Source organism: Streptomyces sp. Go-475, assembly GCF_003330845.1.
GTDB lineage: Bacteria > Actinomycetota > Actinomycetes > Streptomycetales > Streptomycetaceae > Streptomyces.
The window spans coordinates 1,427,545-1,441,647 of the sequence record NZ_CP026121.1 but is presented as its reverse complement, the minus strand read 5'-3'; the positions used below and the strand labels follow the sequence as shown (position 1 = coordinate 1,441,647).

Below are 14,103 nucleotides of genomic sequence, written 5' to 3'. Positions count from 1 at the left end.
CCCGCGCACATGTTCTCCCCGGTTCCACGCCCAGCGAGAACCGTGTCGCGTCCCTGAACGAATGCCCCTGTGTCCGGGCACACCCACGCCCGCGCACTCGACAGTGACGGAAACCCACGTGATCACCACAACGGGCCTGACCAAGGTCTACCGTGCACGCGGCCGCGAGGTCACCGCCCTGGACGGCGTCGACCTGCACGTCCGCGAAGGCGAGGTGTACGGCGTCATCGGCCAGTCCGGCGCCGGCAAGTCCTCCCTCATCCGCTGCGTCAACCTGCTCGAACGCCCCACCTCCGGCACCGTGAGCGTCGCCGGGCAGGACCTCACCGCCCTGGCCGGGCGCGGCCCGCGCGCCGGAAAGGAACTGCGCCGGGCGCGCAGCCGCATCGGCATGGTCTTCCAGCACTTCAACCTGCTGTCCTCCCGCACCGTCCAGGACAACGTCGAACTCCCGCTGGAGATCCTCGGCAAGTCCGGGCAGGAACGTTCCCGCAAGGCCCTGGAACTCCTCGACCTGGTCGGCCTCGCCGACAAGGCGGGGGCCTACCCGGCGCAGCTCTCCGGCGGCCAGAAGCAGCGCGTCGGCATCGCCCGCGCCCTCGCCGGCGACCCCAAGGTGCTGCTCTCCGACGAGGCCACCAGCGCCCTCGACCCGGAGACCACCCGCTCGATCCTGGCACTGCTGCGCGACCTCAACCGGCAGCTCGGTCTGACGGTCCTGCTCATCACGCACGAGATGGACGTCGTGAAGTCGGTCTGCGACTCCGCCGCGCTCATGGAGAACGGCCGCATCGTCGAGTCCGGCACCGTCAGCGAACTCCTGGCCACCCCCGGCTCGGAACTGGCCGCCGCGCTGTTCCCGCTCGACGGCGAGGCCTCCGGCGAGGACCGCACCGTCGTCGACGTCACCTTCCAGGGCGAGAGCGCCACCCAGCCCGTCATCTCGCAGCTCGCCCGCACCTACAACATCGACATCTCGATCCTCGGCGCCGCCATCGACACCGTCGGCGGCCTCCAGGTCGGCCGGATGCGCATCGAACTGCCCGGCCGCTACGAGGACAACGTCGTGCCGGTCGGCTTCCTGCGCGAGAAGGGCCTGCAGATCGACGTCCCGGGCCATGAGTCCGCGCTGGTGAAGGAGGGTGCCAAGTGACCTGGTCCGAGATGCGGCCGCTGCTGGAACAGGCGTGTTGGGACACGCTCTACATGGTCGGCTGGTCCACGCTCATCGCCGTCGCCGGCGGGCTCCCGCTCGGCATCCTGCTGGTCCTCACCGACCGCGGCGGCCTGCTGCAGAACCTCGCCGCCAACAAGGTCATCGGGCAGATCGTGAACATCGCCCGCTCCCTGCCGTTCATCATCCTGATGGTCGCGCTGATGACCTTCACCCGCTGGATCACGGGCACGACCATCGGCCGCGAGGCCGCCATCGTGCCGCTCGCCGTCGGCGCCATCCCGTTCTTCGCGCGCCTGGTCGAGACGGCCGTCCGCGAAGTGGACCACGGGCTCGTCGAGGCCGTGCAGGCCATGGGCGGCAACACCTGGACCGTCGTCCGCAAGGTGCTCGTCCCCGAGTCGCTGCCCTCACTGATCTCCAGCACCACCACCACGATCGTCGCCCTCATCGGCTACTCGGCCATGGCGGGCACGGTCGGCGCCGGCGGCCTCGGCGACATCGCCATCCGCTACGGCTACCAGCGCTTCGAGACCGGGCTGATGTGGATCACCGTCGCGATCCTCGCCGTCGTCATCTCCCTCATCCAGTTCGCCGGCGACTACGCGGCCCGCTCCCTGCACCGCCGCGGCGCCCACTCCGGACCCGCCCCCAAGCTGCGGCTGCTCAAAGCCGCCTCCTGAACCCCCCGTTCACCCACGACGGGGTCGCACCACTCGCAAGGCCATAAGGAAAGGCACTTTTCGTGCGTAACACCGCCAAGATCACCACCGCCGCCCTCGCCGCCGGAGCCCTCACCCTCGGGCTCAGCGCCTGCGGCGCCGGCAAGGACGCCTCCGACACCTCCGGCCCGCTGATCGTCGCCGCCAGCCCCGTCCCGCACGGCGAGATCCTCAACTACGTCAAGGACAACCTGGCGAAGAAGGAGGGCCTCGACCTGGAGGTCAGGGAGTTCACCGACTACACGTCGCAGAACCCCGCGACGCAGGACGGCTCCGTAGACGCCAACTACTTCCAGAACAAGCCGTACCTCGACGACTACAACAAGAAGAACGGCACCGACATCGTGCCCGTCGTCACGGTCCACCTGGAGCCGCTCGGCCTCTACTCCCACAAGGTCAAGAAGGCCGACGACCTGAAGAGCGGTGCGACCGTCGCCATCCCCAACGACACCGTCAACGAGGCCCGCGCCCTCAAGCTCCTCGCCGCCAACGGGCTCATCACCCTCAAGGCGGGCGTCGGCAACGAGGCGACCCCCTCCGACATCACCAAGAACCCCAAGAACCTCACGTTCAAGGAGCTCGAGGCGGCCCAGACCCCGCGCTCCCTCGACGACGTGGACGCCGCCGTCGTCAACGGCAACTACGCCATCGAGTCCGACCTCAAGCCGTCGAAGGACGCCCTCGTCCTGGAGTCCCCGAAGAACAACCCGTACGGCAACTTCCTCGCCGTGAAGAAGGGCAACGAGGACGACCCGCGCGTGAAGAAGCTCGCCAAGCTCCTCACCTCGCCCGAGGTGAAGAAGTTCATCCAGGACAAGTACGCCGGCTCCGTGCTCCCCTCCTTCTGAGCCCGCCTCCGGCACCCGCCACGGCCGGGGTCCTCCCTCTCCCGGTGGGGGAGGGCCCCGTGGTGCGGATCAGTGCTTTCATGCTGCATGCTGGGCAGTTCAGCAGGCCCTGAAGGTTCACCGAAGGTTACGGAGCGGCGCATGACGAGCACCTTCCCCAACATCTCCATCAGCACGGAGCGGTTGGTCCTGCGCCCCTTCGAGGAGCCAGACATCCAGGCGTTCGCCGACATGATGAACGACGAGCTCGTCACCGCCTGGACCTCCGTCCCGCAGCCCTACACCGAGGCCCACGCCCGCGCCTGGATCACCCGACAGGCCCCCGCGGAACGGGCCGAGGGCCGCGGCATCGTCTTCGCCGTCACCGAGTTCCTCACCCAGCGCCTCGTCGGCATCGTCCACCTCAAGAACACCGACTGGCGGATCCGCTCCAGCGAGATGTCCTACGTCATCGCCCCCTGGGCCCGCGGCGAGGGCTACGCCTCCGAGGCGGCGCTCGTCACCGCGCGGTGGCTCTTCGACGACCAGAAGTTCGAGCGCCTCGAACTGCGCACCGCGGCCGACAACACCGCCTCCCAGCAGGTCGCCCAGAAGATCGGCTGTATCAGCGAGGGAGTCCTGCGCGGCGCCTGGATAGCGCGGACCCGGACGGACAACGACGAGTGGACCGAGGTCCGCACCGACCTGATCGTCTGGAGCCTGCTTCCCGAGGACCTGGAAGGCGTCGGCGACCAGCTGCCCGGCGGCTTCACGTCCTTCGGCGACTGGAACTGACCGGAAGCCACCCGGAGGAAGACGGCGACGACGACACCGGCGCCCCCTCCGACACCTCCACCGGGTACCCTCACGGAGCCCGCCTCGGGGCGGTTCCCCGCAAAGACACGCAGACGACCTGCGAAAACCCCTGGAGACTGACGACGATGGCCGACCGGGTCACGGTGATCGGCTGGGACGGTTCGCCGCTGACCGCCGCCGCGAGCGCCGCCCTCGGCGCCGCCACGCTCGTGGCCGGCGCAGCCCACCACCTGGCGCTCCCCGAGGTGCCCGCGGGCGCCGAGCGCATCCGCCTCGGCAGCGTCGCCCTCGCCGCCCGCCGCATCGCCGCCCACCGCGGCACGGCCGTCGTGCTCGCCGACGGCGACCCCGGCTTCTTCGGCGTCGTACGGACCCTGCGCGCCCCCGAGTTCGGCCTCGAGGTCGAGGTCGTCCCCGCCGTCTCCTCCGTCGCCGCGGCCTTCGCCCGCGCCGGCATGCCCTGGGACGACGCACAGGTGGTCGTCGCACACCGCCGCACCCTGCGACGCGCGGTGAACGTATGCCGCGCCCACACCAAAGTGGCCGTGCTCACCTCACCCGGCGCCGGTCCCGCCGAACTCGGCCTGCTCCTCGAGGGAGTCCACCGCTCCTTCGTCATCTGCGAGGAACTCGGCACCGAACGCGAGCGGGTCAGCGTCGTCACCTCCGACAAGGCCGCCGACCACACCTGGCGCGACCCCAACGTCGTCATCGTCCTCGGCGGCCCGGCCCGGCCGGACACGGCGGGGGAGACCGGCTGGATCGCCGGACCCGACCCGGCCGCCGGACCGCGCGGCTGGTCCCTGCCCGCCGAGGTCTACGGCGGCGACCTCGGCGAGGGCGAGACCCAGCTGCTGCGCGCCTCCCAACTCGCCCGCCTGGGCCCCCGCGTCGGCGACCTCGTGTGGGACATCGGCTGCGGCAGCGGTGCCTTCGCCGTCGAGGCCGCCCGCGCCGGCGCCGCCGTCCTCGCCGTCGACAGCGACCGGGCCGCCTGCGCCCGCACCGACGCCACCGCCCGCCGTCTCGGCGTCCAGCTCCAGATCGTGCACGGCACCGCCCCGCACGTCCTGGAGAACCTCCCCGAACCGGACGTCGTCCGTGTCGCCGGCGGGGGAGCGGCCGTCGTCTCGGCCGTCGCCGACCGGCGCCCGCAGCGCATCGTCACGCACGCCGCCACCCGCGACGCCGCCGAACTCATCGGCCGCGACCTGACGGAGCACGGCTACGGCGTCGAGTGCGCCCTGCTCCAGTCCGTCGAACTCGACACCCGGGCCTGGACGGAGAAGGAACGGAGCGTCGCGTTCCTGCTCAGCGGCGTCCTGCCGAAGCGCGGCGCCTGACCCCGCGACCGTCCCCGTGATCGGTTTGTCGTACTGCGCGCGGTAGGCTGGCCGATCGCTGCACCGCACGCGGACGCCCGGCACTTCGTCGGTCAATGTCCGGAAAACCCGCCCCTTTTGGGATGGGTGTGGTACGGCGGAACCGGAGGACGCGCAACGTGGCGCAGTCCACAGCGGAACCCTCGCGGATCAAGCTGCCGTGAGGGTGTCACGGCCGCAACAATGCCAGTGAATGGCTTTGTCGCCTTTTCCGGGCGGGCCGCTCGTGCCGCTGGGGACGCACGCTCGTTCTTCACTGTGGGGCGGTCGGTGCGCCGTTCCGGGTGAGCTGGTCGTAGGAGCACTAACCGATGGGCGAGGGGTACGCATGACCGACACCGGCCAGGTCCCGGGCGAGGGACTGCCGGAGAGCGCAGGCACGGTGGATCAGCCGGGCGCCCCCGCGCAGGGTGCGTACGCCTACCTCTCCGACAACACCGCCGAGGACGAAGACCTGCTGCTGTTGCCGGGCGCCCAGGGCGCCTGGGGCAACGAGGTCCCCCCGCCCGCGCCGGAACCGGTCGTCGAGGCCGTCCACGAGCCGGGCCCGCACGAGATCTCCGGCCGCGACAGCGGCTCGGTCGACCTCAGCGGGGTCCGCCTGCCCGACCCTCCGCCGATCCCGCCCATCACCCCGCGCCGGCCGCTGCACCTCGGCCCGCCGCTGCCCGACAGCTCCGCCAGCCCGGTCCGCTCCCTCGCCGACCGCGGCCCTGCGGACGCGCCCGTACGACAGCCCGCGACGCCGTCGGCCGGCCCCGAGTACCTCGACGTCCCGCGCGCCCCGGAACCGCCCTCGGCGCCGGCGACGCCCTGGGGCGCACAGGCCGCGCCCCCGGCCCAGGTGAGCGCCGGGGCAGCGCCTGCGGAAACGGTTGTTCCGGCACCCCAGCCGGTCGGCGCGGCGCAGGCCGTGGTGGCCCGGGTAGCGCAGGAGGCCGTGCAGGGGGCTCACGCCGAGCAGCCCGCGCAGATCGCGGCGACGGTGGCCGAACCCGCCGGCGACCAGCCGGCTACGGCAGGGCCGGGGCAGGCCGTTCCCCCGCAGGGGGCGGCGACCGAGGACGAGGCCGCCGGTGTGGGCGCCGCTCCGGATGCGGGCCAGGTGGCCGGGGCCGGGTCCGGGCAGGGCGAGGCGGTCGCGGGTGACCCTACCGGTGTGGCCGCCGCTCCGGATGCGGGCCAGGTGGCTGTGGCCGGGTCCGGGCAGGGTGATGCGGTCGCGGGTGGTCCCGCCGGGGCGGGTGTTGCCCCGGATGGGGGCCAGGTCGCTGCCCCTGAGGCCGAGGCCGGGGCCGTTGCCGCGCCGGACGCGGTGCCGCCGTCGGCCGCCGCGTCGGTTCCGGTCGTGGAGGGTGCCGGTCAGGACGGTGAGCCGGGACAGCCCGCCGTTGCCCCTGAGGCTCCCGGGCCCGGTGCCACCGGCGATTCCGCCGAAGGCGCCGAGCAGGTCCCGGCCGCCGACGCGGAGCAGGGCGTGACGCCCGCTCCAGCACCGGAGGCCGCACCGGCCCCGGAAGCGGTCCCGTTCCCCGAGGCTGCCACCGAGCCCGAGCAGGCTGTCGCCCAGGTGCCGGAGGCGGTGCCTGCTGAGGCCGTTGCCCAGGCGCCTGAGGCTGTGGCCGCTGAGACCGTCGCCCAGGTGCCGGAGGCTGCGGCTCAGGGCGCAGTCGCCCAGGCTCCTGACGTGGTGAGCCCTGACGCTGACACCCAGACACCTGACGTTGCCACTCCGGCACCTGACGCGGCGGCTGCTGACGCCGTCGCCGAGTCACCTGCCGAGACGGGTCCCCAGGCTGTCGTCCAGACGCCGGACGGGGCGGGCCCCGAGGCTGCCGCCCAGGCACCCGAAGCAACAGGCCCCGCAGCCGCAGCCGCAGCCGCTGCCCCGGCACCGGCCGTCGCCCCGGACGCTGCCGCGCCGGCCGCCGAGCCGGACGCTGCCGCACCGGCCGCCGAGCCGGAGGCCGCCGTACCAGCCGCCGAGCCGGAGGCCCCCGTACCGGCTGTCTCCCCGGAGACTGCCGCACCGGCCGGACCCATGCCCGCCCCCGAGGCCGCCGCGCCGCAGCCGGATGCCGTCGGCGGCGAGGCAGCCCCCCAAACCCCCGAAGCACCTACGCCAACTGATGCCGAGGCAGCCTCCCAGGACCCCGAGGTGACGGCTCCGCAGCCCGCCATGCCCACCTCCGAGGCGCCCGCCCCGGCACCCGAGCCCGTCGGCCCGGAAGCGGTCACCCAGGAAGCCGTCGCCGCACCCGCCGAGGCGCCGACGTCGACCGAGGCACCGGCGCCCGCTGATGCACCGGCGCCCACGGAGGCGGTCGCGGCCCCCGCCGACGCACCGGCAACCCCCGACTCCCCGGCCGAAACCCCCGCACCTGCTCAGGCCCCCGAGCCGCCCGCGCCCACCCGGTCGCCGAGGCACCGCCGATGCCCCGCCCCCCGCCGAGGCGCCGCCCGCCCCGGCGGCCCCCACCCCGAGCGCCGGCGCCGCCCCTCCCCGGCAGGTCCGGAAACACCGGCGGACGCCGCCCCGGCATCCTCCGAGGACGTCACCGTCGTACTCCCCGCCCCGACCGCGGAGGAGCACGGCGCCGGGCCGGTCCAGGGGCCGCAGCAGTCCAGGTCGGCACAGCCCGGGGCACCGGAACCCCCGGCGCCCGTCGCCACCGTCCCGGCACCCCGGGACGGTGACGCCGAACTCGCGCAGAACGCCGACGACCTGGACACCCGGGCCGCCGATCAGGACGACCTGGCGGACCAGGACCACCACCGAGGAGAGAGCGCGGCCGCAGTGGCAGAAGCACGACAGTCCTCCGGCCCCGCCGCCCCCGGCTACGACCCCGCCGAGCGCGAGGCCGTACTGAAGGTCATGCGCGAACGCCGCGACATCCGCAACGGTTTCCGCAGCGACCCCATCCCGCACGAGGTGCTGCTCCGCGTCCTGGAGGCCGCCCACCACGCGCCCTCCGTGGGCCACTCGCAGCCCTGGGACTTCGTCGTCATCCGTTCCGCCGACACGCGGCGCGCGATGCACGAACTGGCCATGCGCCAGCGCGACGCGTACGCGAAGTCCCTCCCCAAGGGCCGGGCCAAGCAGTTCAAGGAACTGAAGATCGAGGCCATCCTCGACACGCCGGTGAACATCGTCGTCACCGCCGACCCGACCCGCGGCGGCCGCCACACCCTCGGCCGCCACACCCAGCCCCAGATGGCCCCGTACTCGGCCGCCCTGGCGGTGGAGAACCTCTGGCTCGCCGCCCGCGCCGAAGGCCTCGGCGTCGGCTGGGTCAGCTTCTTCGACGAGCGCGAGATGGTCCGCGCGCTCGGCCTGCCCGAGCACCTCGAAGTCATCGCCTATCTGTGCGTCGGTTACGTCGACGAGTTCCCGGACGAGCCCGAGCTGCTGCAGGCGGGCTGGTCCAAGCGCCGCCCGCTGTCCTGGGTCGTGCACGAGGAGACGTACGGCCGCCGCGCCCTTCCCGGAGAGGAACCGCACGACCTGCTCGCCGAGACCGTGGCGCAGATCCGCCCGCTGGACGCCAAGGCGCTCGGCGAGGCGTGGGAGCGCCAGAAGCGCATGACCAAGCCGGCCGGAGCGCTCGGCATGCTGGAGATCATCTCCGCGCAGCTGTCGGGCCTGTCCCGCCAGTGCCCGCCGCCCATCCCCGAGCCCGCCGCCGTCGCGATCTTCGCCGGCGACCACGGTGTGCACGCGCAGGGGGTCACCCCCTGGCCGCAGGAGGTCACGGCCCAGATGGTGGCCAACTTCCTGGGCGGCGGCGCCGTCTGCAACGCCTTCGCCACCCAGGTCGGAGCCGAGGTCTGCATCGTCGACGTGGGCGTCGCCGCCGACCTCCCGGCCACCCCGGGTCTGCTGCCCCGCAAGATCCGGGGCGGCACGTCGGACATGACCACCGGCCCCGCGATGACCCGCGAGGAGGCCAAGCAGGCCATCGAGGTCGGCATCGACACCGCCCGCGACCTGGTCGCCGCCGGCAACAAGGCCCTGCTCACCGGTGAGATGGGCATCGGGAACACGACCGCGTCCGCCGCCCTGATCGCCGTCTTCACCGGAGCGGACCCGGCCGAGGTGACGGGCCGGGGCACCGGCATCAACGACGAGACCCTCGCCCGCAAGACCGAGGTCGTCCGCCGCGCCCTGGAACTCCACCAGCCGGACCCGGCCGACCCGATCGGCGTGCTCGCCGCGATCGGCGGCTTCGAACACGCCGCCATCGTCGGGCTCCTGCTCGGCGGCGCGTCCCTGCGCACGCCGGTGATCCTCGACGGCGTCAGCGCGGGCGCCGCCGCCCTGGTGGCCCGCGCGATCGCCCCGGAGGTCCTGGCCGCGTGCATCGCGGGCCACCGCAGCGCCGAGCCGGGCCACGTGGCGGCGCTCAACAAGCTGGGCCTGCGCCCCCTGGTCGACCTCGACCTCCGCCTGGGCGAGGGCACGGGCGCCCTGCTGGCCCTGCCGCTGGTCCAGAGCACGGCGAGGGCGATGCACGAGGTGGCGACGTTCGACTCGGCAGGGGTGACCGAGAAGTAGGCGCCGGCGAAGTCCGTGGGAGGCCGCCGCAGGGTGGCACGCCTCCCACGGACCACGCGCCGGCGGACGGCCAGGTGCTCAGCCACTGGACCACCCGGCCCACCCTGCCGCCCGCCCATTAAAATCCGCACGTCAGGGCCACCGCACCGCCGTCATCAGGAGCCGCACCCCCATGGCCGAACACCCCGCCTACCCCGTAGGCCTCCGCCTCACCGGCCGCCGCGTGGTCGTCCTCGGCGGCGGCCAGGTCGCCCAGCGCCGCCTCCCCGCGCTCATCGCGGCCGGCGCGGACATCCGTCTCGTGTCCCCCGAGGCCACCCCCTCCGTCGAGGCGATGGCGGACGCCGGCGAGATCACCTGGGAGAAGCGCCCGTACGCCGAAGGCGACCTCGCGGACGCCTGGTACGCCCTGATCGCCACCGGCGACACGGAGGCGAACACCCGGGCCTCGGCCGAGGCGGAGCGCCACCGCGTCTGGTGCGTCCGCTCCGACGACGCCGACCAGGCGACGGCCTGGACCCCGGCCACCGGCCACAGCGAGGGCGTCACGATCGCCGTCCTCACCACGGACGCGCGCGGCCGCGACCCCCGCCACACCGCCGCCGTCCGCGACGCGGTCGTCGAGGGCCTGCGCGACGGCACGCTCGTCGCCCCGCACCACCGCACGCGCACCCCCGGCGTCGCCCTGGTCGGCGGCGGCCCCGGCGACCCGGACCTGATCACCGTGCGCGGCCGCCGCCTGCTCGCCGAGGCCGACGTGGTCATCACCGACCACCTCGGCCCGCGCGACCTCCTCGCCGAACTCCCGTCGAGCGTCGAGGTGATCGACGCGGCGAAGCTGCCGTACGGCCGGTTCATGGCCCAGGAGGCCATCAACGAAGCCCTGATCGAGTACGCGAAGCAGGGCAAGTCGGTCGTCCGGCTCAAGGGCGGTGACCCCTTCGTCTACGGGCGCGGCATGGAGGAGGTCCAGGCGCTGTCCGAGGCCGGCATCCCGTGCACGGTCGTGCCCGGCATCTCCAGCTCCATCTCGGTCCCGGGCGCCGCCGGCATCCCGGTCACCCACCGGGGCGTCGCCCACGAGTTCACGGTGGTCAGCGGCCATATCGCCCCCGATGACGAGCGCTCCCTGGTCGACTGGCCGTCCCTTGCGAAGCTCACCGGCACGCTGGTGATCCTCATGGGGGTCGCCACGATCGGGAAGGTCGCCGAGACGCTCATCGCGCACGGCAAGTCCCCGGACACGCCCGTCGCCCTGGTCCAGGAAGGCACGACGGCCGGCCAGCGCCGCGTCGACGCGACCCTGGCGACGGTCGCCGAGACCGTGCGGACCGAGGACGTGAAGCCCCCGGCCGTCATCGTCATCGGCGAGGTCGTGAAGGTCGGCCCCACGGCCACCGCGCCCGGCGAGTGACCCCGCTGACGCGTCCCGCGAGTAACCCCGGGTAACACAACCGTTCCGAGCCGTTGGCACCGCACCCAGGACAAGGCAGTATCACCCTGTGGCCGATCTCATCACCGTCGAGGATCCCGACGACCCGCGTCTGCGCGACTACACCGGCCTGACCGACGTGGAGCTGCGCCGCAAGCGTGAACCCGCCGAGGGCCTGTTCATCGCCGAGGGCGAGAAGGTCATCAGGAGGGCCAAGGAAGCGGGCTACGAGATGCGGTCCATGCTGCTCTCGGCCAAGTGGGTCGACGTCATGCGCGACGTCATCGACGAACTCCCCGCCCCGGTCTACGCGGTCAGCCCGGAGCTCGCCGAGCAGGTCACCGGCTACCACGTGCACCGCGGGGCGCTCGCCTCCATGCAGCGCAAGCCCCTGCCCACGGCCGCCGACCTCCTCCGGGGCGCCCGCCGCGTCGTCATCATGGAGTCGGTCAACGACCACACCAACATCGGCGCGATCTTCCGCTCGGCCGCCGCCCTCGGCATGGACGCGGTCCTGCTCTCCCCGGACTGCGCCGACCCCCTCTACCGCCGCAGCGTGAAGGTCTCGATGGGCGCGGTCTTCTCCGTGCCGTACGCCCGCCTGGACACCTGGCCCAAGGGCCTGGAGTCGGTCCGCGAGGCGGGCTTCACGCTCCTCGCCCTCACCCCCGACGAGAAGGCCCGGTCCCTCGACGAGGCCGCCCCGCACACCATGGACCGGGTGGCCCTCATGCTCGGCGCCGAGGGCGACGGCCTGTCCACCCAGGCCCTGGTCGCCGCCGACGAATGGGTCCGCATCCCCATGTCCCACGGCGTCGACTCCCTCAACGTGGGCGCGGCGGCCGCCGTGGCCTTCTACGCCGTGGCCACCGGCTGCCCCCGGACCTAGGGTCCGGTCCGTGGAGCAGCGCGAGGCGATCGTCGTCGTCCTGCTGCGCGGGGAGCGCGTCCTCGCGATCCGGCGCGGCCCGGCCGTCGCACGCCCCGGCTACTGGCAGCCGCTCAGCGGCAAGGTGGAACCGGGGGAGACGCAGGAGCGGGCCGTCGTCCGCGAGGTGCGCGAGGAGGTCGGCCTCACCGTCGTGCCGCTGGCCAAGGTGTGGGAGTCGGAGACCGACGACCGGCGCTTCCGCCTCCACTGGTGGACCGCCCGCGCGGACATGGGCGAGGTGGTCCCCGACCCCGCCGAGGTCGCCGAGGCCCGCTGGGTCACGCCGGAGGAGTTCCTCGCCCTGGACCCGGTCTTCGAGGGCGACCGCGCGTTCTTCGAGCGGATCCTGCCGGGACTGTGACCCCCGTCGCCCGCGGGGCGCCGCCCTACGGCCGGTAGTCCCGCGGCGCCTGGTCCTGCTGCACGTGTTCCTGCCGCACGCCGGCTCCGTCACCGCCGAGCCCGCGCGCCGGACCCTGGCAGCCCTGCACCAGCGCGATGCCGACCGCCACCAGCAGCGTGACCACGACGAACACGAACAGCCGCTGCCGCAGCAGCCGCGGATTGGCGGGCCGCAGCCCGGTCCCCGTGTTCCTGGACGGCGAGCGCCCCGTACCGCTGTGCGGGGCGGGACGGCTGCCGCTGCCCGGCCGCGTCCCGTTGCGCCCGGTGGGCGTGGGCCGGGACCCGGAGCTCCCGGAGCGTGACGGGGCGCCGCCGCGCGGGGTGCTGCGGCCACCCGCCGGAGCCGCGCCGCGGGTCGCGCGGCCCGCGGGGTTGCCCGGGCCCTGCGCGCCGGACCTGCGCCGGGGCTGCACGCCGTCCTCCGCCGGCGAGGACCCCCGGGGCGGAGGAGTCCCGCGGCCCCGCTGCGCTCCGGAAGCCGCCCCGCCCTGCTGCCCCTGCGTGCGCCGGGTGCGCTCGGGGTAGGTGTCGGCGAGCCGGTCGGTCTCGCCGCCGCGCGGCGCGGGCGGGCGCACGCCGGCGAGGTCCTGGGACTCGCGGGCCGCGATCTCCTTGAGCCGCATGGAGAGTTGGAGCGTGCTGGGCCGCTCCTCGGGGTCCTTCGCCAGGCAGGCCCGCACCAGCGGAGCCAGCGCGTCGGGTACGCCGTGCAGCTGCGGTTCCTCGTGCACGACGCGGTACAGCATCACCTCGGAACTGCCGTGCCCGAAGGGCGAGTCGCCCATCGAGGCGTAGGCGAGTGTGGCGCCCAGCGAGAACACGTCCGTGGCCGGGGTGACGGCCGCCCCGCGCACCTGCTCCGGTGCGAGGAAGCCGGGCGAGCCGACCGCCGTGCCGACATGGGTCAGCGTCGAGGCGCCGGTCGCCCAGGCGATGCCGAAGTCGATGATCCGCGGCCCCTTCGGGGACAGCAGGATGTTGGACGGCTTCAGGTCCCGGTGCACCACCCCGGCCTCGTGCACGGCGACCAGGCCCTCCGACAGCGCGGCACCGACGGCGGCGACGTCGGCCGCGCCGAGCGGTCCCTCGGCGGCGACCTTGTCGTGCAGGGAGGGGCCGGGGACGTACTGCGTCGCGAACCAGGGCCGGTCCGCGTCGAGGTCGGCCGCCACGAGCCGTGCCGTGCATCCACCGCGGATCCGTCGTGCCGCCGAGACCTCACGGGCGAAGCGCGAGCGGAACTCCTGGTCCTCCGCCAGATCCGGCCGGATGACCTTGAGCGCGACCCGCTGCCCCTTCTTGTCGGAGCCGAGGTAGACCACGCCCATTCCGCCCGCGCCGAGCCGTCTGTGAAGCCTGAACGAGCCGACGACGCGCGGGTCCTCGCGCCTCAGGCGCATCATCGCCATGTTCATCCCCGCTGCCCGGTCCTGTGACGAGCCACAGCTTACGTTTCCACGGCCGCCCGCGCGCAGAGGCCGCGCCCTCTCTATTCGATGGATTGTCAGTGGTGGGTGGGAGACTTGAAAGGTGGTCAGGGAGGGCGCGCAGAGGCGGACTTCGCGCCGTTGGTGATCCCAACCACCCGTCGCAGAAGGGGGATTGGTCCTGTGAAGGGTGACCGTGTGGAGATAGTCGTCGACGCCGGCGACACGACGCGCACATATGAGGTGGTGGCGAGCAGGGCGGGCCGCAGGGTGGAGACGGCGGTACGCCGGGGTGTCGTGGAAGTGAGCGAAGTCACGCGTAGCGGCACAGTCGTACGTACGGCGCGGTTCATGGCGAACCGGGTCCTGGCGTTGGTGGAACAGCCGGTTCCGCGAGAGGAAAGCTCTGACAAAGCGGGATGATCCGGGCGT

At 73.5% G+C, this 14,103-nt stretch carries 11 protein-coding genes; 10 read left to right on the top strand and 1 reads right to left on the bottom strand.

Annotated elements, in window-relative coordinates:
* Positions 1-118 precede the first annotated feature (118 nt).
* The 9 genes from C1703_RS06530 (at position 119) to C1703_RS06490 (ending at position 12,200) form a co-directional block, all read left to right on the top strand.
* Positions 119-1,153 (top strand): ATP-binding cassette domain-containing protein, encoded by a 1,035-nt coding sequence (locus C1703_RS06530; RefSeq protein ID WP_198678103.1) that lies wholly within the window; start codon positions 119-121, stop codon positions 1,151-1,153.
* Entirely contained in the window at positions 1,150-1,857 is a 708-nt protein-coding gene (locus C1703_RS06525; RefSeq protein ID WP_114250990.1) for a methionine ABC transporter permease, read from the top strand. The genes C1703_RS06530 and C1703_RS06525 overlap by 4 nt, the downstream gene beginning before the upstream one ends.
* Positions 1,858-1,919: 62 nt before the next feature.
* Complete coding sequence (locus C1703_RS06520; RefSeq protein WP_114250989.1) at positions 1,920-2,744, top strand: MetQ/NlpA family ABC transporter substrate-binding protein; 825 nt, start codon at positions 1,920-1,922, stop codon at positions 2,742-2,744.
* 141 nt (positions 2,745-2,885) lie between these two features.
* Positions 2,886-3,518, top strand: coding sequence for a GNAT family N-acetyltransferase (locus C1703_RS06515; RefSeq protein WP_114250988.1), 633 nt, complete (start codon positions 2,886-2,888; stop codon positions 3,516-3,518).
* A 146-nt stretch (positions 3,519-3,664) separates the two neighbouring features.
* Positions 3,665-4,882: a precorrin-6y C5,15-methyltransferase (decarboxylating) subunit CbiE gene (cbiE, locus tag C1703_RS06510; protein ID WP_114250987.1), complete on the top strand. Its 1,218-nt coding sequence runs from the start codon at positions 3,665-3,667 to the stop codon at positions 4,880-4,882.
* Positions 4,883-5,249: 367 nt separating this feature from the next.
* A complete protein-coding gene (cobT, locus tag C1703_RS06505) occupies positions 5,250-9,476 on the top strand; it encodes a nicotinate-nucleotide--dimethylbenzimidazole phosphoribosyltransferase (RefSeq protein WP_114250986.1) in 4,227 nt (1,408 codons plus the stop codon).
* Between the two features lie 172 nt (positions 9,477-9,648).
* Positions 9,649-10,890 carry a uroporphyrinogen-III C-methyltransferase gene (gene cobA / locus C1703_RS06500; protein WP_114250985.1) on the top strand — a complete coding sequence of 414 codons (1,242 nt, stop codon included), beginning with the start codon at positions 9,649-9,651 and terminating at the stop codon, positions 10,888-10,890.
* Positions 10,891-10,978: 88 nt separating this feature from the next.
* Entirely contained in the window at positions 10,979-11,797 is an 819-nt protein-coding gene (locus C1703_RS06495) for an RNA methyltransferase (RefSeq protein ID WP_114250984.1), read from the top strand.
* Positions 11,798-11,807: 10 nt separating this feature from the next.
* Positions 11,808-12,200: an NUDIX domain-containing protein gene (locus C1703_RS06490; protein ID WP_114250983.1), complete on the top strand. Its 393-nt coding sequence runs from the start codon at positions 11,808-11,810 to the stop codon at positions 12,198-12,200.
* Positions 12,201-12,225: 25 nt separating this feature from the next.
* Here C1703_RS06490 and C1703_RS06485 read toward each other — a convergent pair whose 3' ends face one another.
* On the bottom strand, positions 12,226-13,659 hold the full coding sequence (locus tag C1703_RS06485; RefSeq protein ID WP_114250982.1) for a serine/threonine-protein kinase: 1,434 nt from the start codon (positions 13,657-13,659) through the stop codon (positions 12,226-12,228).
* A 195-nt stretch (positions 13,660-13,854) separates the two neighbouring features.
* On the opposite strand from C1703_RS06485, the gene C1703_RS39580 reads away from it, so the two are divergent.
* Positions 13,855-14,094, top strand: coding sequence for a hypothetical protein (locus tag C1703_RS39580; RefSeq protein ID WP_114250981.1), 240 nt, complete (start codon positions 13,855-13,857; stop codon positions 14,092-14,094).
* Positions 14,095-14,103: the final 9 nt, after the last annotated feature.